The sequence below is a fragment of the Candidatus Contubernalis alkalaceticus genome (assembly GCF_022558445.1).
Classification (GTDB): Bacteria; Bacillota; Dethiobacteria; order SKNC01; family SKNC01; genus Contubernalis; species Contubernalis alkaliaceticus.
In genome coordinates this window covers 659,920-679,058 of record NZ_CP054699.1, presented here as the reverse complement: position 1 = coordinate 679,058, position 19,139 = coordinate 659,920, and the positions used below count along the sequence as shown (strand labels likewise).

Here is a 19,139-nt window from a genome sequence, read left to right as displayed (position 1 = left end):
CATTACCCAAAATTTTATTTTTTTTAATTATTTAGTACGTATATTTTCAATGTTATGCAATACGAATATCGCCCAATAAGTAAGATCTAGAAGTATCCCGTACTTACCCAAAAATATATCTAATATTCTTTCAGCTTCTTTTCAACACTTGCTATTTTAGTAAACTCCTTGTCATCATGAAGAAGTAAAAGAGTATTATCTATGGCTGTTTGTGCAATAAGCAAATCAATGGTGCTACGAACAGTTATCCCTTTTTTCCTGCAGTTTAAAAATATTAAGGCGGCTGATTTATAAGAATCAATTCCATGCAGTAATTGATAAAAAATTTAAACTTATCCTCTTGTTCACTGTTTCTACGTTTACAAAATTAATGAGAACAGAGGTATTAACTAAAATCATGTTATTCCTCCGTTCTCATCTTTTTTTGATCAAACTGATCCATAAATTGTATCTTTCCTTTAAGATCCATTAAATTTTTCTTTTTCTATTACTAACAAATTCTTCACAAATTCTTCCAAGGCAAGGTTTATCTCTTTTTTTTAGTGTATAAGACCCCCACCTCTAAGCGTTAGCGTAGGTGGGGCTTATAATCAGGTTGGAGTAGAGTCTCCACCTGATTCCCCGATGTTTCAGCTTGCTGAAACGAGTTCACTAATTTGCAAACTTACTAACCTCTTCATAAAGCTCTGCTAATACACTGCCGTCAATCGGACCCTTTGAAATATAGTCGTATGTATCTTCTTGCAGCTCTCCACCATTAATGTACCTTGAAGATACACTAAAGCTCTCCAATAAACCATCAACTATTGTATATGTCTCTACTGTATGCTCCTCATCTGGCTTACCATCGTATTGTGTTTCTACTTTAATAACTGCTTTATTGCCACTTGAATCAAACTCTACTTCCTTTACCACCCAGTTATGAAATTCATTTTCTGCATATAATGAATTAGTAGAGTATGCTTCTAATTGACGTATAAGAGACTCTAAACGAAATCCAACCCAATCCGTAAAATCATTTTCAAAAACTGTACCATACTCTCCATTTGCCATTTGTACCATATAGCCTTTTCCGCCAGCTTTACCAATGCTAAAAAGCATCGACTCCTGATTTCCCATGAGTACATAGTCTCCCTGACGAGTAAATACTTCACCGATTTCTACTTTGTACCCCTTCTCAATTGCAGCAGTGATTTCATCTACTAAAATTTGATATTCCGGTGGTAGTCCCTTAACAGGCTCTTTATCCTTTTCATCAACAACTGCTGCCACCTCTTTCTCTGTTGGATTGTTATCTATTTTCTCATTTGTTACTGGTGAAGTTTCTGTTTTACAACCTACCAACAATAATAATCCTATGATTAATGCTATTACTTTAATTCTCATACTAACTTTAATTCTCATACTAATTATACCCCCTCTTCCTTTTATTTAATTTCTTTATACCGTCTTAAGTTGTCATATAGTCTTGCTGTCTTTGATGTTCCCTTTTAGTTCCATATCTGTCATTCCCTATACCTGCCGTTACTCTTACATTGAAAACATATCCTATATATGGTTTTACCCATTGTGCAATAAAATCCTTACTTCCGGTTCCTATTTGTCCAAAATAATTTTGCCCATACCCCCATAAGCTGTTATCTTTTGTAATGTAAAAAGTCATGTTACTTTCTGGTGCAAAAATAATATTACTTACTTGACCTTGAGCATATACAGGCTGTGCTCCATTTACCATTGATAAAATCATGGTCACTACAAATATTGCTGATATAATTCTATTTTTTCATATTAGCTTCCATCCTCCTATACTTTAAATAATTATTTTACCATTCAAATTAAACAATATCATGTGATTAAATATTTGCTTTCACTTTATTGCATTATTTTGTACTATTATTGCTCGCTGATAATAGAAAAAAACACCCCTATTAGAGTGCTTTCACTATTTCATAAGAATTTAACATTTTTTTTATATATCTAAAACTTTTTTTCGATATTCACTAGGGGTTAACCCTGTTTTTGTTTTAAAGATTCTCGAAAAGTAGCTTTGATTTTCAAAGCCACTCAAAACACCTGCGTCAATGATTTTGTTTTTAGGATTACTCAAAAATTCAAGTGCTCTCATGATACGAATGTTTAATAAATATTCATGGGGCGTCATCCCAGTACTTTCTTTAAATTTGCGGATAAGATTGAATTTGCTCATATTAGAAATGTCCGAAATTTTGTCAAGGGAAATATCATCATCATAATTTTGATTCAAATATTCCACAATTTGTTGAATCTTCTTTTTCTCATCCTCCTTCTTTTCACATGTGTAATTTACAATGCCAATTTTTCGAAAGACAGCAATGGCAATATGTACGCTTAAGTTATTTAAGATATAAAAATAACCCTCCTGCTTTTGTTTATGCTCCTGTATAAAAGCATTCACAAGTTCAGGAATTTCTTGATCTACTGGAATTGGCAGGCTAAGAAAGACAACCTGTTTTATACCATATATTCTAAGAGCTAAGTCTTGTAAAAATTCCCTTTCAAACTGAATACTCAAAAATGAAACTTTAGACAAATACTTTGTTCCATGCATCTGTTCGGAATTAATAGCAAAAATCATGCCTGGTTCTGCATATATTTTTTTTCCATCTATCATAAAGTCATCAACCGATGAATCTGTGATAATAAATTCATAATTTAGATGCTTATATTCACCTTTTAATAGATAAATTGGTTTTTTAGTTTTAAATATTGTCATTTTATTACCCGGATATGATGATATAAATTCATCTTCCTTGACAAAATCAGGCAGTGGTTTTTTTCCCATATTAATTCTACTCATAAATAATCCCCCTGGCCAAGATTGTTAGTGTACACCTTATCTATTCTAAAACACCAATATCTGTTGATATTTCAGTATTTGAAAAAAAATATAGCGACACCCCTCTTGTTTAGTATAATTTAGTCACCACAACCAATCACAAAAACAAGGACGGTATCGCTATGACTAATATTATAAATATTTTACTACATAACATCAAACAATTGCATCAAGAAAAAACTCAGCTGCTTTATTTTATTGCGAAATTCTTACAAAAACCCCGACCAGAGCGGAAATTCAACAGTTGGCTGCAAACTTATATGTTTGCCTTTAGGTTCCCATATACGTCACTTATTTCTTTAACTACCATCGTGCGTTCTTTCCCGTTTTCAGGTTTCACAAATCTTTTAAATGATTTTAAGTCTCTTCTTTTTAAGGTAGTTTCTACGACATACCTTTTCTTCCCGCTGAAACCGAAAGCAACTACCGTGTTCACAGAATACCCTGCCCTTCTTAGTTGATCAGCGATAGAAGACATCTTGGTTTTATCATTAAAAAATATACAGGCTTCCAACAGTCCTAAAGCTACCTTATTTTCCACTATCCCCCCCAGGAACACTCCGATACTCTTTCCGAGGGCAAAGGCAAGGATATAATATATTCCTTGTTCTGTACCAACCACTTTTGAGATCACCACAGCAAAAATGACTGAGTTGACAAAAACAATGAAATATACCGGTTGAAAAAACTTCTTTGATATGAATATAGTTTTTAGAGTGCTTAAGCAGTCGGCAACTGCCATTATAACTATTATCATTAACAGCTCTACAAACATTGTTACACTTCCTTTATTTCTTAAAATTTTTTAGCTGCAGTAAAGGAACAATGATTCCAAATTTCCTCCTGAGGTTAAGGTGCAAACGGATCGATTATTTCTAATAATAATTGAATAAAATAAATCCCTCCATTTCTACTGGAGGGATTCTCCTTAAAAAAACAGAACAACCCGAACACCAGGGTTGCTGAAAAAATCTATTCACTCAATTTGAGTCAATACCTTAGCTGCTGTGGTACAACAGCAATGTCAGAAATTTTTACCTCGCTTTAACTACTATAACATATAGAACAAATATTTACCAGAGGTATGCACTAAAAGAAGGATCCGTCAAGGTATTTGTCCAATTCATCCGGCGTGACTCCAGCGCGTCCAGCCAGACGATCTTCCTCAACGGCCAGCAGTTCTTCGCGCAGCTTGAGCATTTTTCTTTCCAACCACGAAATTATTCTGTTATTTCCCTGGGTTCAGAGATTGCCCAGTTATGAATTTAGATTTCCAGGGTATTTTTACTGCTGGAGAGAAATATCTAAATTCCATGGACCTTGTATGACTACTACCGGGTCATTTAGCAGTAATTTAATGCTCTTTATTTCTTTAGCATCAGGCTCAAGATTAATAGTAAATGATTTCATGGCCCCTGTTTTTTCGTCGATGGTATAGCTGGAAGATCCTGATGTTGGTTTTCTAATCCAAGGGAAAGGGGAGCTTTTAACATCGAAAGAAAAAGCCTGGAGTGTTTTTTCTTTATCTTCTTCATAATTTACATCTACGTGAATTTTTATATTATCTCCATTAATATCACTAAAACGTTCAACTTTTTCTAACACTACAAGGTAGTCTGCCAACTGAACTATTTGATTTATGTCTGCACTGCCCTCCCGGGGAATATCTAAGGTTATTTCAGCTTGTTCTTCCTGGTAAACAACCTGTATAAAAGGAATGGACAGGGTAAACTCCTTTTGTTCCGCTGCTTCCATATCAAAGTAGAATTCACTTAAGGGAGGAGAATATGAATGTGGTGCATCTATATCATACACCTTACCTTGCGTATCTGTCAGGGTGATTGTATCCCCGCCAAACTCCTGATGAGCACCATATGCATCTATTTTCATGCCATCCCGTGATGGTGATATTAAGTTTATCTTTAACTGTTCTCCTTCCATGGCAGCAATTGCGGTAATGCTGAAATCATTCACACTGGCGGTGGGCCCCATTTCATCATAGCTGCTAAAAGTTTGAGCTTTTTCTAGAGAAAGAGCAATAACAGTATGATTAGAATCAGCCAAGATAATCCCAAGCTCTTCCGGTTCCGGCATATATCCCTTATAAACGTAAGTTCCCTTCCAGTAAAAACTATTATCGGGGCCTCCACCGCTGCTGCTTACAGTATAACCAGTTGTAGCATATTCTGCTCCGTTTTTATCCAGGAAAACAATGTTTTTATTCAGGGGGATGTTCCACCCGGAAATGGTAACAACTGTTTGCTGTTGGTCCACGATTATACCTTCAACTCTGATTTTACCATTATTAGTTTCCTCTATTTCTTTTTCAACCGGACTGCTCAAGATATATCTTTCTAATATTTCTTTGTCATCTTCAAGGACAATCCCCATACCGGGAATAAATTGCAGTGCCTGTTTTACCCTTGCCCAGGCTTCATTGGGTCCAACTATGGCTGTGCTTAGGACTGTCAATAATAAAAGGGATGCAGCAATAGTTCCCCAAATGTTTCTTATGGTTTTAGGTTTTTTAGGCTTACAAGGATTAACTGCAATTTTTTTATATGTTTTTTGTTTGATATTATCTATAGTTTTCTGGGGAATTTCAGGCTTATTATTGGGTTCAATATTTTCTATAATAGGTATCATTTCTTCTTCTTTAAATGAATCTATCAGATTAAATAATTTATCCTCTTCTCTCATGAAAATGACCTCCTTTCATTGGAAAACTGTTCTTTCAATAATTTCCTTATCCTCCAGAGTCGGTTATCTACTGCTTTCCTGGTTAAACTCAAACAAACAGAAATATCTTCAATCTCTTCATAAAAAAAATATCGACGATAAAATATTTGTCGATCTGTTTCACCCAGGTTGTCTATCACAGTCATGATCTGTTTTATTTCCTCTTTAAAAATTACTTTGTTCTCTACCTGCTCCTCAGATACTAATTCTATCTCTTCCTGTTTATTTAAATTTTTCTCTTTATAAATTTTCCTGCGGTAATCCAGGGCTTTATATTTGGCTACAATGAACAGCCAGGTTTTAATTGTTCCCTTTTTAGGGTTATACTTATGGCTGTTTTCCCAGGCAGTCACAAATACATCACTTACACATTCTTCTATATCTTCATTACAGCCAACATCTTTTAATATTCTGTAAGTAAGACTGTAAATATTTTTGTTATAGTTATCCAAAAGATATTCCAAAGCTTGGGGGTTTTTCTTTTGGAGCTGTATTATCACATTTTCTGCTGTAATTTTCATCTAGTGACTCCTTCCTTTAGCCTTGTAGCCCATTTCCCTTAACCTGAAACTAACTCTGTTACAACTGAAGTTAACTTCTTATTTATTACTACGGGAAATGAATAAGAAATCCCCCAACATATTTAATATTTTAATAAAAATATTAGCACTAACTAATAATTCTTATCAAGAAATCAGAGATTAAGCTCACCTCCGAAGTTAACAAAGAATCGTTATCATTACTGGTTATCAGAAAGGTTTAGAATATCCGCCCCACCAATTTCAAGAGTGGCTTTCTGCTGGGCCATCGATGTACCAATCCTGAAATTGATGGTCCGGCCAGTACCCTTGCGCAAGAAGTTAAAATAGCAAAAGGCTGTTAAAATTCACCAAAGAAATAACATCTCTTTTTGGGACGCAATGATAATTAAAAGTGCTAAACAAATGAGATGCGAAATTATCTGGACAGAATAAAAATAGGGTCAGCCCCCCCACCACATTAGTCCCCTAGAACCTTTTCTGTATATAAATAGTACGCATGCTCAAATGGGATTTTGAAAGTGGTAACCCATCTGATTTTTTCAGGACAAAAATTGGTTTCAATATACCACAGCTTACCATTTTTATCAATTGCCAGATCGATACCCATTTCTGCAGTCCAAGGATAAACCTTTGCCATAGTTTTGGCTATTTCCAGACAAAATTCACGAATGTCCCTATAATGTTTTTTAAGCTGCATTTTGGAAAATGATACCATTTCCCCGCCCTGACTCAAATTAGTAATTTGTCCTGGCTCCTTCGCGACTCTGGCTACACGGCTTGTTAATTGCCACTTGTTTTTGCCATTTTTTTGCACAACAGCCCTGATATCAAAGGGACGGCCTTTAAATTCTTTAAATGGAATCCATTGTTGAACCAGAAAAGATTTAGGTTTTCCAAAATTTTTATTATAGAATCCTTTTAGCTGTGAATGCGAAATGGATAACTTTTTTTGATTTGAGTTCAATCTACTATTTGTGAAATTTTTTTTCCCTAAGGGAGTTTGACAGACCTTATACTGAATTTGGTCTTTTTCAATGATTGTCATGCCTCTCCCTTTTTTGCCATAAATTGGTTTAATGATGACTTTATCATACTGCCGGATAAATGATTCTAAACGCTTGAATGATAAGGGTTTCGCAGGTGGAACATGATCTTTTAATTGGTTATGTGATTGAATATATTCATAATTTCTTAATTTATTTGCTTGAAATTTTAAAGGTAGGTTAATAAAATAAATATTCTGATTGTGTAATTTCTCAAAATTGTTAATTTGTTCCTGGTTGGCAATGTAGCTTGTATTATAGACGATATTTATTCGTGGTAACGCTAACGTTTTCCGTATTAGATTGTCTTGTTTCCACGAGTAAAAAAATGCGTCAATCATTTTCAGGTTTTTTGAGATTTGCTTGAAACTGAACATACACAAGTCTACCTGGTATTTTTTTGCCAAAATTTTGTATTGATTTAAAATGTTGTGTTCCTTGTTTAAACGTTTTATCTCACGATTAAAGGAAGTGGGGGACAATACGATCCCGATCATTGTTGATTCTCCTTTCATGAAGGCACCGATTTGGTTAAATCTAAATAATTTGCACGTTTTCTGGTTACCAAAAAACCGTACTTTTTAGCAGCATTGATTGCCTGTTTATTTTTTTTATTGATTATAATTGTAAGCCCTCTAAAGCACTTATCTTTTTTACGTCCATATCTCATAACAGATTCAATTACCATAGAACCAAATCCCTGTCGCTGAGCCTGTTTTTCAAAGGCCAGTATATAAATATAAATTCTTTTATTCGGCTTAAAACCAAAACTAACGAAACCTATTCTTTCTTTGGCATTATAAATAAGATACGTTTTATAGTCGTTCAATCTTTTTAGCTCAATGTTAACTTCATCCCGTGCCAATTTAAGCGCGTAATCTTTTTCACTTTTTTTTATTGGCCTGTATGATAACATATTCATGCACCTCCATACCTGGTAATCATCATTACTTTACTAATACATAATATGCAATATCATCCGGCAGCGTGTAAGCATTAATATAGTATATAAAAAAAACGCCCATATTGGCGATTGTTTTAATTAATCTAAAATATTTCCTCCGAAAGATAAACAGTTATTCCAATAGCTTGGGTTTTTAGAATTTACAAAAATCAATCATCATCATAAACACCTTTCAAAAGATAATTATAGAATACGTCCAAATTACTGAGTACTTCAAACTTATTGCACATATCAATTATAAACCTTTAAACCTATCGTACTAACCACCCATAATCCTGACTGCAATCCACGATATAATCAACGTACACTGTCTGGCCCTTGACCTGATACAGAATTAAATACCATTTCTCAACAAACATCTTATGATACTTGTTAAGCGGTAAAAATTCAGCATTGAGAAAAGGAAAACGCTCCGGCATGGTGGAAAGGGAACTAATAGCATCCATCAATTCATTCTTTGTTCTACGGGCAGCAGTAGGACTTTTTTGTGCCAGAAATTGAACATGGCCAGCTAGCATCTGACGGGCACGGTCGGAGACAATCACTTTATATTGAGGTTTCTTTTCCATGTTCCACCTCATCTATAATACTGTCAAGGTATTTGTCCAATTCATCCGGCGTTACTCCGACGCGTCCAGCTAGACGATCTTCCTCAACAGCCAACAGTTCTTCGCGCAGCTTGAGCATTTTTTCCCGGCGTGTAAAAGCCTCTATATCCATAACCACAAGGTCGCCCTCGCCATTTTTAGTAAGATACACAGGTTCACCGGAAGACTTACACAAAGCCGCAATTTCATTATAGTTCTGTCTGATGCTTGCGGATGGTTTAATCTGCATGGTATCAACTCCTTGTAGTAGCATTCTACTAATATTATACCCCGTTGTTGCTATGAAATCAATCAAGATGGTTAAGGTCTTTCAAAGTGCATTAGCGGTTGTTAAAGATACTGGCCACCGCTAATAAATGAGTATGCTAAACCCTGCCTCAATTTCTGTTACAGGCGGCAGCAAATTTAATTTAATAAAGAATTAAGGATTACCCCGGTCACATAAAAACATGACCCCTTTCATGACTCCAGTTACTGGAATCTCTCCTCCATCGTATTTATAATGAAAGAAAAAAAGGAGAGGATCCAAAATGACAAAAATGACAAAAGGCGGCATTCTGTTGTTGGCAGCGGGAATCGCGCTTCTTTTCAATCAGTTAGGTGTAATCCCGGGGGATATTTTTTTACTTACTTTGGGACTGGGATTTTGTTTTGCTTACGCCCTGCTGGGAGGTCGAAAGGAATACGGAAGCGTTGGTTTTCTAATTCCCGGTATGGTCCTGTTGGCTATAGGTGTTTTCGCTGCGCTCCAAAGCATGCAAATCACGGGGGACTCTACACCGGGTTTCTTTTTTCTCAGTTTGGGGCTGAGCTTTTTGGGAGTATTTATTATACACACCTTTTGGTTTAAAGATCTGGACCATGGTGAACGTTTCTGGCCGCTTTATCCTGCGGGTGGATTAATATTTTTTGCAGTACTGCTCACCCTCCAGGATTTATGGAATATGGACTTTCCCCTGCAGGCGCTGAATTATATCTGGATAACAGTTCTGTTGGGAGCCGGGCTTTGGCTCATTTTAGGGAGCAGGAAAAACAAAGAAAATTCATAGGGTTTGCCCTGGAGAAAAAAAGTTGAGCTCATGAAAAATAGTGGGGCGCGGTCGGCTGCGCCCCACGGTATTATCGGCAGGAAAAACGTTCAATATATAGAAATATTAACATTGTACTAACGAAACGATACTGAAAAGTACTGCCCGGCTACAAATAACAATGATAAAAAACCTGTACACAAGAGTGCCAATAGACCAGCCGGTGACAGTTAACTGGAATATTAATAATATATTTAGAGGAGATATTAAAAATACATGGACAAAAAGACTGCCTTGATTTTGACTCTGGCCAAGTATGGGGTCTATATTACAACCCTCTGGGTCACCATAAGCAACCAGCCCCTGGACTTAAAAGGGCCGCTGCTTCCTCTTCTTCTGGTTTTCATGGTGGACAATATTAGAAGCTTTTACCTGGATCGTGAAGCCCGGCAATTTTCTAAATCCAGCCTTTTTCTGCAGTTAATTCTTCTCTACTTCTTTATTTCCATGGACATCAGTGCTATCGGTAGTGTCCTGCTGGTGGTTCTAATCGCAGAAAGTTTGATTGCCTATCCTCGCCCGGTAGGAGACTACATTTTTCTCCTCTCCATCGGGGGGTACTTTGGCTTTGGACTGGCCGGTTTTTACTGGCGGGATGCTTTCACTACAAACAACCTGGTCCTGATTCTCATTAACGGCCTTTTCCTGTTTTTCGGTTACGGGATCAGCTACTTGGCCAGGCGGCAGATTGAAGAAAAAGACAGGGCGGAATCTGCATTAAGAGAGCTGGAGCGTTCCCGAAGGGAGTTGGATGAAGCATATCAAAAACTGCTGAAAAACAGCAAAGAACAGGAGCAGCTGGCGGTTATGGAAGAAAGAAACCGCATGGCTCGGGAAATCCACGATACACTGGCCCATACCCTGACCACAGTAATTATCAGCCTGGAAGCCGGTAGAAAGCTGATGCCAGTGGACACTGACAGGGCCCTGGCAGAACTGGAAAAGAGCCAGGAACAGGCCCGCAAGGGGCTCCAGGAGGTGCGCCGCTCCATCAAAGAGCTGCGGCCCCATGAGCTGGATACCCTGGGTTTCGATGCCGCATTAAAAGGGCTGTCACGGGAACTTGATGGCAGTGGGATAAAAGTTCATATTTCCCTGGAAGATGGAGCTGCTGTTCCAAAGGCATTGGAACTTCCTTTCTACCGGGTAATACAGGAAAGTATTGCTAACAGCCTGCGCCACAGCGGAGCCGGATTCATTACGGTCACGTTAAAACAGCGTAGGAATACTTTGCTGCTGAAAATAGAAGATGATGGGCGGGGCTGCCGAGAAATTCTTGAAGGCTTTGGTTTGAAAGGCATTCGTGAAAGGATAGCTGCAGAAGGAGGCCGGGTAGAATTTATTAACCGAAGCCCTCATGGTTTCCTGGTGAGGGTTGAAGTGGAAGGAGAAGCATGTGACCAGGATTAGAATTTTGATAGTTGATGACCAGACGTTGATGAGGGAAGGACTGAGTACTATTCTGGAGCTGGAAAGTGATTTCTTGATTGCCGGAACAGCTGCCAACGGCCAGGAAGCTGTTAAGTTTTGCCTGGAAAAACCCCCGGATGTTGTGCTGATGGATATACGGATGCCGCAGATGGACGGTGTTGAAGCCACCCGCCGCATCACTGCTGCACATCCTTCGGTTAAAATCATTATCTTAACCACTTTCCTGGAGGATGATTTAATAGTAAAGGGCCTGAAAGCGGGGGCTAAAACCTATCTTTTAAAAGACCTTCCCTCGGAAAAACTGGCTGAGTCTATTCGCGCCATTTACCGCGGTGATATTTTTATGCAGCCTGAAATCGCCGCCCGCCTGGTAGCCCAGGCTGCCGGACAGCTTCCCGCCGGTGAATTGCATGAAAAATATGATACCCTGATAGAACCGCTGACCCGGCGGGAGCTAAATATCCTGGCACTGATGGCTGAAGGCTTAAGCAACTCAGCTATTGCCTCCCAGCTCCATTTAAGCGAAGGAACGGTGAAAAATCATGTCAGCTCCATTTACGGCAAACTGGGTATCAGCGACCGCACCCAGGCGGTATTGTTCGCCTTAAAACACCGCCTGATATAAATATATTAGCGGCTAAAATATCTCAGAATAGATAATAATTTACTATTAATCTAAAATATTTCCTCCGAAAGAGAAACAGTTATTCCAATAGCTGGTCATTGTGCCTACGTGAACTCCACGGGTACTGGTTGCATGCAATATTTGGCTGTCTCCCATATATATTGCTACGTGGTTTACGGTTCCTTCCGAATTAGTAAAAAACATGAGATCTCCACGCTGTAAATTTCTCCAGTTTGTTGTTGTTTTACCATTCTGACTTACATAGGCAGCTTGAGTTCTTGAATTGCCCGGTATCCATGATCCTGTTGCATCAAAATATGTTCTTCTCACAAAATCAGAGCAATCAAACGTAGCTGTACTGGAACGGCTTGAGTTATATTGATAAGGGGTGCCTACATATTTTAATCCTTCCTGAATAACCTGTTCTCTTATATTGTCTGCGACATTAACTATGCGTCTTGCAAAAAGGGCATAACGTAAGGCATCCTGTGAACTTAGGCTGATGGCCCGAATTGTTCCATATGGCCGCCAAGAAAGAATGAACTGGTTGTTCCCTATATAAACGCCGGCAGAAGTTAAATTGCTGGAGCTATGTCCGAAAAAAATGATATCTCCTGGTTGTAAATGTTCAGCTCTTCTTACCAACGTCCCCTGCTGTCTCAACGCATCTAAGGTATCAGGCAGTTGAATTCCTACACTACTGTATATGTCTTGTACTGCAGTAGCGGAATTTCTAAAAACTGGCCTTCCTTCGTACTTTGAAGCTTCGTTAGCTATGTCTCTACCTGTTACCTGGGCAAAAGCCTGTCCACTTACCGAGAACACCAACATTAAAAGAACTGTAATGGTAAGGAAAATCTTGCTGTGCCATTTCATTTTCATGAGTAAATTCCTCCTAAAAAAAGTATTGTTATGTAAACTTTATATTTTAACTATAATAGATTCCAAACTAGAAATCAAATGTAATTGCTTCCAATAAGATACATTTTTAGACAGTATATAGCTGATATGTAATTGCTTATATGCAAAATAGGAAGTTTTTTTTCATCATTAAATTAAGCATTCTGATATAGTCTCCGGTTTGCAATATTAAGCATATACTGTCAATAAGTCTGTAAGCCGGGAGTGATAAATTTGATTGTAAAACAAAAAGAACCCATAGAGAAAAACGTTATTATTGGTGTTTTTATTACTAAAACACATGCACAATCTCTCATCACAATGAATCCTCAGTTTGTCAATTCTCATCGGTATATTCGCTACATTGAGCTGGCCAAAGCTAATCAAGACTTGGATGTTACCCTGTATTTTTTTACGACTGATGACGTGAGCTTTGAGAAGAAATGTGTAATGGGAATCTATTACAATCACCAGGACAGTACTTGGCAGAGAAAAAGATTTCCACTACCGCATCTATTGTATGACCGGGGAGGGGGAAGTTCGAAAAAATCAAGGCTTGTAATTAAAAAGTTTTGGGAACTGGGTATTAAAAATATTAACGCCCGGCACTACTTTGACAAGTGGGATTTATATGCCCGGTTATCTAAACTAGATACAATTTCACCACACTTACCTTTCACAGTGAAGGGAGATAAGGCTATAAATATTGTTCAAATGCTCAACCGGTATGGCCACGTATATGTAAAAAAGCGAAGAGGAAGCTGTGGAACAGGGGTCATACGCATAAAAAAAAGTGGTCCTGACAAGTTCAGATATTATTACTCATACCATGGCAAACTGTTCTCCGATATATTTCCTAAACAGGAATTAAATAAGATTCTTTATCATTTTTTTGCTGAAGAACCTATACTTATTCAAAAACCCATCGAACTGATGAAAAAGGGTCGATGCATTATTGATTTCCGCAGTGAAGTTCAAAAAAATAAAAATGGCCGGCTCATTGTTTCCGGGACAACAGCACGTATAGGTAAGCCTGGCTCACCGATTGCTTCTAATACTCATAAAGAGGATTATTATCGTATAAAGAATTTCATGAAATATTTGTTGCAATTAAATGCACAAAAAGCAAACGCGCTGCAGGCAAAAATTAATCGTTTTCTACAAACCGTATTTAGAGCTGTTGAGCAAGCTTACGGTTCATTCGGTGAAATGGGCATTGATTTTGGCCTGGATAAACAGGGGAATCTGTGGTTGATTGAATGTAATTCCAAATCAGCTAAAGTTGCCTTGTATAACGCGTTCGGCCGACAAAAAGTAAGGCAATCATTTAGTAACACGTTAGAATATGCCAAATATATGGCAAAGAAGCAAAAAAACTATAAGAAAGGTGCAAAAGTAAAATGCCTGCATTGATAACGGCTGCTCTCTATTATGATCCTAAAAGCAAAAAATGGCACATTTATTCAAAAGGAAAAACTGCTGGTAAACGCCAAACACTGTATTGGGGCGTGCCGCATACACCCATCAGGATAATTGCACACAATAATCTTCTACCATCAGCAGCATTGCCAACGAAAGCATTGGCAGCACCGGGAAATCCACCTGTATTAGGGCCGCTCATCGGCATATTAAGCGCACAAGACCGGAAAGGATCACTGAAGGGCAATTTTAACAATTATAAAGCGATTATAAAGACTGGGCAAACAATCGGCGGCATAGTCTTTACCTTTACCCCCAGCAGCATTAATTGGAAAAAGAAAATCATCCGAGGACAAATATTTAATAAAGATAAAAATCAATGGATAACATACCCTTTCCCATTCCCTAACGTCGTTTATAACCGTATTCAGGACCGGCCCCATGAAAATCAAAAAAGCAGCCAGTCGTGTATACGGCGATTTATGTCCTGCCCGGGTATTACATTGTATAATCCAGGGTTTTTCAATAAAGAAGAGATCATCAAAGTGTTAAACAAATCACCTAAGATAAAGAAACACATTCCTGAAACAACTCCACTATTGTCAAAAGCTGATCTTGTTGACATGTTACAGCGACATAAAGCCGTCTATTTAAAACCGTCTTATGACAAATTAGGCTCAGGTATTATCCGCGTTATAAAGTCGCGAGTATCAAGCTCGTATATAATGCACTATTATGCTGATGACAACGAATTAACAAAATACCAGGCTTACAATATTTATCAGTTATGGAGCAAGATCCAACAACAGATGATCCACTCACAATACATTGTACAAAAAGCTGTTCCTTTGGCTGTTGTATCCAATTGTCCATTTGATTTTCGTGTGCTGGTACAGAAAAATTATCAAGGCTTTTGGAAAATATCAGGGTTGGGCATACGCGCTGCCGCACATCCTAAAAGTATCACCACTCATGTACAAAGAGGCGGCCGTATTGATACACCTCAAAATGTACTGCGAAAATCAATTCCATGTAAAAAACCTGCCAGGATCATACAGCGCGTACATCGGTTATGTATTGCTGCTGCTAAAGTGCTGGAACAACATCAAAACCTTCTGGGTGAAATGAGTATTGATGTTGGACTGGATCACCATGGGTATCCGTGGATTTTTGAAGCAAACGCCAAACCAATGAAATTTGATGAACCTGAAATTAGAAAAAAACAACTTGAGCAAGTTATTCGTTATGCTCAGTTTCTAACATTTAGAAATTATCGCAAAAATCTGTAGTATAGACTAAGTCCCCCATATCTGCGATATGAGGGACTTAGTTTTAGTTATTCCAAAGGTTCTTCCTTTCGGATCCGGGTCTTTTTTTTAAATATAATAATCTGGCGTACTCCAGCGTCAATAGAAACTGTGGAGATATTCCTACGGTATCTTCGATTCTCTTTTCCGGCAATTTGCTGGGTTTAGAATTTGACTCTAACAACCACACCTTGCCGTACTTATCCAAAGCGACATCGATTCCGATTTCTCCGAATGGTCCGAATTCTTTTTCGATATAACAGGCGATATTCTTGCATATATTCTTAATTTGCCTGTCTGACGGTATGCCGGGGTATTTTTCTTTTAAAGCAGGAAAAATATCACGGTAATTCATTACCTCCCCACCCAGTGAGATATTAGTAATTACGGCCCCTTTTTTCGCCACCCTGGCTTGATTGTAAACAGCATTCCATATACCGTCTTTGCCTTTAACCATGAGTACGCGTAAATCCGTAGGGCGGTTTTTATATTTAATCAGACGTATTCCCTGCTGAATAATAACCCGGTCAGGTTTAAGTCCTATTGTTTTCATTTCTGTGCATAAACCTTTTAAATTTGAAACATACCGTTTCAGGTGAGCACCCTTACGATAATAACGAAAACAGAATCCTTTGGCACACTTTTCCAGGGAAAATACGCCTTTACCACCGCTGCCACCGGAGCTTTTTAGAAAAAGATATCCATATTTCGCAACCTTTGCCCTGATGTCATCTATGCCATGGCTAATCGTAGTTTTAGGTAGATACTTGTTAACGGCTTTGTGTCTTGACAGCTTTTTATGCACCTGCCATTTTTTTAGTTTACAGCTGTTAATATACTGAATCCCCGGATTTTTTTTAAAGCGGGCGCGCAGCGCCTTTACTTCCGCTTTTTCTCCTCCGTCAAAACCGGTTCCCCTGTCATAGATAATATCTGGAAATGGCAGACGGCACCTTAGCCACTGTTTGCTGCCGTCCTCTAATACATACCCGTTGATTGTTTTCTTTTTCCAGTTAATATCCTGCGAAGTAAAAAAATATATGGAACACCTTGCCTTTTGGTTAGCCTGATAAAGCTTTCTGGCAAACTTGGGTATCTTACGTACATATTTTTTTTTCACAAAGACGCCGATTCGTGGTCTGAGGTGATTGTGTTTTGCCCTGGGATACACCTGCTTTGCCTCCTCTTTATTGCTGGATAGCAGCAGTTTTGTTGTTACTTATTTAATATATTCCGATAGGTGCATGCAATGTTCATGATTTTCCTGATTATTGAGCATATACTGAAAAGTAGAATGACCGTAAACCAGGAAGGAATGTATTTGCTCTATCAACCCTTATCGTAAAATTTTCAATAACATCTATCTTTCATAGGCATATATTGAATATATATATTTAGCATTCTGGTACCCAGGTTTAAAATCGTTTGAGCTGTGAAAAACCAGTCAGGTAGAAGAGTTTTTAACTAAATCTGGGTGAAAGGATATCAAGATGTACAAGATTAAAGAAAAGGAGACGTTTCCCATTGCTTAGCGACAAAAAGAGTTACCCAAGGCCTGTCATGGCTGTGTTAGTGAGAAGTAAAACCATATCCGGTATGCAAAAACAGATGGCTGCCCCCCGGATTCGGATGATGGCGGAAGCGAACAAAGAAGTCAAGAACATCCTTTACTTTTTTTCACTCAGAGAGGTAAAGTTGAGAGAGCAAAAGATTACCGGTTACTATTGGCATATAAAGAAGAACAGGTGGTTTAGTAAAGACTTTTTATTTCCTGATGTTTTATATATAAGGATTGGAGTTGGCAAAAGACATACTCAGACTTATAAAAAATTGTGCAGCATTATTACTAAGAAAAACGGTAAATTGATCACTCACTATCGCTTTAACAAGTGGCGGTTGTATCAAACTCTAAGCAATGATCCGGTCCTGAAAAACTATCTGCCTGTGACCAGAACGGTTAAGAAGTCGGATGATATTAAAAAGATGCTTCAGCGCTATAAGGTCGCTTATCTTAAGTCACATTACGGCAAGAAAGGAGAAAATGTCTTAAGGGTAGAGGTTCTGCCTGACGGCGGTTACCGGTACAGTTATTATCGGAATAACCAATTAACGGTTAGGGGGGTATCCGACTTTCAGGCTTTGATGGATGTTGTGAAAAAGTTTTTTAAAGATAAAAAATTTTTATTTCAACAAGGTATTAAACTGTTAAAAATAAAAAACGGGTTTGTCGATATGAGAGCAGAGCTGCAGCGTAATGGAGATGGAAGCCTGGATATAGTAGGCATTTCAGTACGACATGGAAGGCCCGGTTCACCCATTACCACCCACGGAAAAGCTTTAAGATTTGACGATTTCTTTGTAAAGTATACGGTACTATCAAAAGATCAGCTGAAAAAGTTTCGTCCTGCCGTTCAAAGGTTTCTCTTCCGTGTCTATGAATATCTCGATAATTACTACGGCAATTTCGCGGAAATAGGCATCGATTTCGCCATTGATACTAACAATAAAATTTGGTTTATCGAAGCAAATTCTCAGTCGACTCATGTATCCTTACGTAACGCCTATGGCGAAGCGGCATTCTACAGGTACAATAAAAACATCCTGGAGTATGCCAGGTACTTGTCTAATAGATCCAAAAGAGATAAATTAGCATAACCATCATCCTGCCTGAATATGGAAACTTTCTTCATCCTTGTCACTCCTTCACGTTCTCTGAAAAAACCCATCGGAACAGCACTGCAATCCACGTGAGAGAAATCACAGTCCCCATTACAATTGGAAACATGGGGATAGGCTCCCCATACTGGCGGGTAATAAGAATCATTTCCCCAATCCAGTAGTTTCGGCAAGTGTATTAGCAGCCAACGGCATTAAGAATTTGTAGCTTTTTAAAAAAATAATTTGACATATAATTAAAAGCAAATTATAATATGAACGTGTTCACATATGAATACGTTCATATTATTGTTAGGAGGTCATTTATGGGTTTAAGAGAGAGAAAAAAGAAAAAAATCTTGGAAAACATTATTCAAGCTGCCAAAGAATTGTTTTTAACCAGGGGATATGCAGGAACTACGTTGGAAGAAATAGCGGAAAAAGCAGAGATTGGCGTAGGGACCCTCTATAACTATTTTAATTCAAAGGCTGATATCTTTCTGGCTGTTATGGCCGATGAGTTAAACTTGACCGAAGAGGACAACCACCTGCTGGAGCAGGATTTAGAAACCAGTGTGTTGACTTTGATTATGGAATTCGTATGGAAAGTGGTAAAGCCCCTCCAGCTTATCAGCAAAGAAATGTGGCGGCAGATCTTAGCTGTTGCCCTGGGAACCCTAAAAACCGATAATGCCCTGCTCCGGGGACTGGTAAAGCTGGATTACAGGACCATTGATAAACTTCAAAAATTCCTTGATTATCAAAAAGACCAGGGAAAACTTCTTGCTGACTTTTCCACCCGCGAAGCATCCTTTGTGATATACAGCATCGTTATAACACAGTTCATGATTTATATTTATAGTCCCCAGATAACCCTGGAGGAAATGAAAGAAAGTATAGAACAACAGATCCGGTTTGTATTTCAGGGAAAATGCTTGTAGAA

The 19,139-nt window shown here is 38.1% G+C and carries 19 protein-coding genes and 1 pseudogene; 7 read left to right on the top strand and 13 right to left on the bottom strand.

What is annotated here, in order from left to right; translation table 11 throughout:
• Positions 1-651: 651 nt before the first annotated feature.
• The 11 genes and pseudogenes from HUE98_RS03230 to HUE98_RS03185 form a co-directional block, all read right to left on the bottom strand.
• On the bottom strand, positions 652-1,404 hold the full coding sequence (locus HUE98_RS03230; protein WP_241422452.1) for a hypothetical protein: 753 nt from the start codon (positions 1,402-1,404) through the stop codon (positions 652-654).
• Between the two features lie 46 nt (positions 1,405-1,450).
• Positions 1,451-1,753, bottom strand: coding sequence for a hypothetical protein (locus HUE98_RS03225; RefSeq protein WP_241422451.1), 303 nt, complete (start codon positions 1,751-1,753; stop codon positions 1,451-1,453).
• A gap of 216 nt (positions 1,754-1,969) precedes the next feature.
• On the bottom strand, positions 1,970-2,836 hold the full coding sequence (locus HUE98_RS03220; RefSeq protein WP_241422450.1) for an AraC family transcriptional regulator: 867 nt from the start codon (positions 2,834-2,836) through the stop codon (positions 1,970-1,972).
• Positions 2,837-3,131: 295 nt separating this feature from the next.
• Positions 3,132-3,650, bottom strand: coding sequence for a DUF5698 domain-containing protein (locus tag HUE98_RS03215; protein WP_241422449.1), 519 nt, complete (start codon positions 3,648-3,650; stop codon positions 3,132-3,134).
• Between the two features lie 314 nt (positions 3,651-3,964).
• A pseudogene (locus HUE98_RS17550) lies at positions 3,965-4,078 on the bottom strand (prevent-host-death protein); the annotation flags it as partial.
• Positions 4,079-4,159: 81 nt separating this feature from the next.
• Entirely contained in the window at positions 4,160-5,575 is a 1,416-nt protein-coding gene (locus tag HUE98_RS03210) for a hypothetical protein (protein ID WP_241422448.1), read from the bottom strand.
• Positions 5,572-6,135 carry a sigma-70 family RNA polymerase sigma factor gene (locus tag HUE98_RS03205; protein ID WP_241422447.1) on the bottom strand — a complete coding sequence of 188 codons (564 nt, stop codon included), beginning with the start codon at positions 6,133-6,135 and terminating at the stop codon, positions 5,572-5,574. The genes HUE98_RS03210 and HUE98_RS03205 overlap by 4 nt, the downstream gene beginning before the upstream one ends.
• Positions 6,136-6,613: 478 nt before the next feature.
• Entirely contained in the window at positions 6,614-7,696 is a 1,083-nt protein-coding gene (locus HUE98_RS03200) for a YheC/YheD family protein (RefSeq protein WP_241422446.1), read from the bottom strand.
• A 14-nt stretch (positions 7,697-7,710) separates the two neighbouring features.
• A complete protein-coding gene (locus HUE98_RS03195; RefSeq protein ID WP_241422445.1) occupies positions 7,711-8,115 on the bottom strand; it encodes a GNAT family N-acetyltransferase in 405 nt (134 codons plus the stop codon).
• Between the two features lie 299 nt (positions 8,116-8,414).
• The gene (locus tag HUE98_RS03190; RefSeq protein ID WP_241423492.1) at positions 8,415-8,732 is read right to left on the bottom strand and encodes a type II toxin-antitoxin system RelE/ParE family toxin; all 318 of its coding nucleotides are present in this window, start codon (positions 8,730-8,732) and stop codon (positions 8,415-8,417) included.
• Positions 8,710-9,000: a type II toxin-antitoxin system Phd/YefM family antitoxin gene (locus HUE98_RS03185; protein WP_241422444.1), complete on the bottom strand. Its 291-nt coding sequence runs from the start codon at positions 8,998-9,000 to the stop codon at positions 8,710-8,712. The genes HUE98_RS03190 and HUE98_RS03185 overlap by 23 nt, the downstream gene beginning before the upstream one ends.
• A gap of 301 nt (positions 9,001-9,301) precedes the next feature.
• Here HUE98_RS03185 and HUE98_RS03180 point away from each other — a divergent pair, with 301 nt between their 5' ends.
• From HUE98_RS03180 to HUE98_RS03170, 3 genes are all read left to right on the top strand, one after another.
• Positions 9,302-9,820 (top strand): hypothetical protein, encoded by a 519-nt coding sequence (locus HUE98_RS03180; protein WP_241422443.1) that lies wholly within the window; start codon positions 9,302-9,304, stop codon positions 9,818-9,820.
• 255 nt (positions 9,821-10,075) lie between these two features.
• Entirely contained in the window at positions 10,076-11,269 is a 1,194-nt protein-coding gene (locus tag HUE98_RS03175; RefSeq protein WP_241422442.1) for a sensor histidine kinase, read from the top strand.
• Positions 11,256-11,915 (top strand): response regulator, encoded by a 660-nt coding sequence (locus HUE98_RS03170; RefSeq protein ID WP_241422441.1) that lies wholly within the window; start codon positions 11,256-11,258, stop codon positions 11,913-11,915. The genes HUE98_RS03175 and HUE98_RS03170 overlap by 14 nt, the downstream gene beginning before the upstream one ends.
• A gap of 45 nt (positions 11,916-11,960) precedes the next feature.
• Here the strand turns inward: HUE98_RS03170 and HUE98_RS03165 are convergent, their stop codons facing one another.
• A complete protein-coding gene (locus HUE98_RS03165) occupies positions 11,961-12,797 on the bottom strand; it encodes a C40 family peptidase (RefSeq protein WP_241422440.1) in 837 nt (278 codons plus the stop codon).
• Between the two features lie 252 nt (positions 12,798-13,049).
• Between HUE98_RS03165 and HUE98_RS03160 the strand changes: the two genes are divergently transcribed.
• Together HUE98_RS03160 and HUE98_RS03155 are read left to right on the top strand one after the other, a co-directional pair.
• On the top strand, positions 13,050-14,228 hold the full coding sequence (locus HUE98_RS03160) for a YheC/YheD family endospore coat-associated protein (protein ID WP_241422439.1): 1,179 nt from the start codon (positions 13,050-13,052) through the stop codon (positions 14,226-14,228).
• Positions 14,216-15,523: a YheC/YheD family endospore coat-associated protein gene (locus HUE98_RS03155; protein ID WP_241422438.1), complete on the top strand. Its 1,308-nt coding sequence runs from the start codon at positions 14,216-14,218 to the stop codon at positions 15,521-15,523. Before HUE98_RS03160 ends, HUE98_RS03155 begins: the two co-directional genes overlap by 13 nt.
• Before the next feature lie 43 nt (positions 15,524-15,566).
• On the opposite strand, the gene HUE98_RS03150 is transcribed toward HUE98_RS03155, so the two are convergent.
• Entirely contained in the window at positions 15,567-16,712 is a 1,146-nt protein-coding gene (locus HUE98_RS03150; protein ID WP_241422437.1) for a YheC/YheD family endospore coat-associated protein, read from the bottom strand.
• Positions 16,713-17,065: 353 nt separating this feature from the next.
• Here HUE98_RS03150 and HUE98_RS03145 point away from each other — a divergent pair, with 353 nt between their 5' ends.
• Entirely contained in the window at positions 17,066-18,196 is a 1,131-nt protein-coding gene (locus tag HUE98_RS03145) for a YheC/YheD family endospore coat-associated protein (protein ID WP_241422436.1), read from the top strand.
• Between the two features lie 326 nt (positions 18,197-18,522).
• Positions 18,523-19,137 carry a TetR/AcrR family transcriptional regulator gene (locus tag HUE98_RS03140; RefSeq protein WP_241422435.1) on the top strand — a complete coding sequence of 205 codons (615 nt, stop codon included), beginning with the start codon at positions 18,523-18,525 and terminating at the stop codon, positions 19,135-19,137.
• The last annotated feature ends 2 nt before the right edge of the window (positions 19,138-19,139 follow it).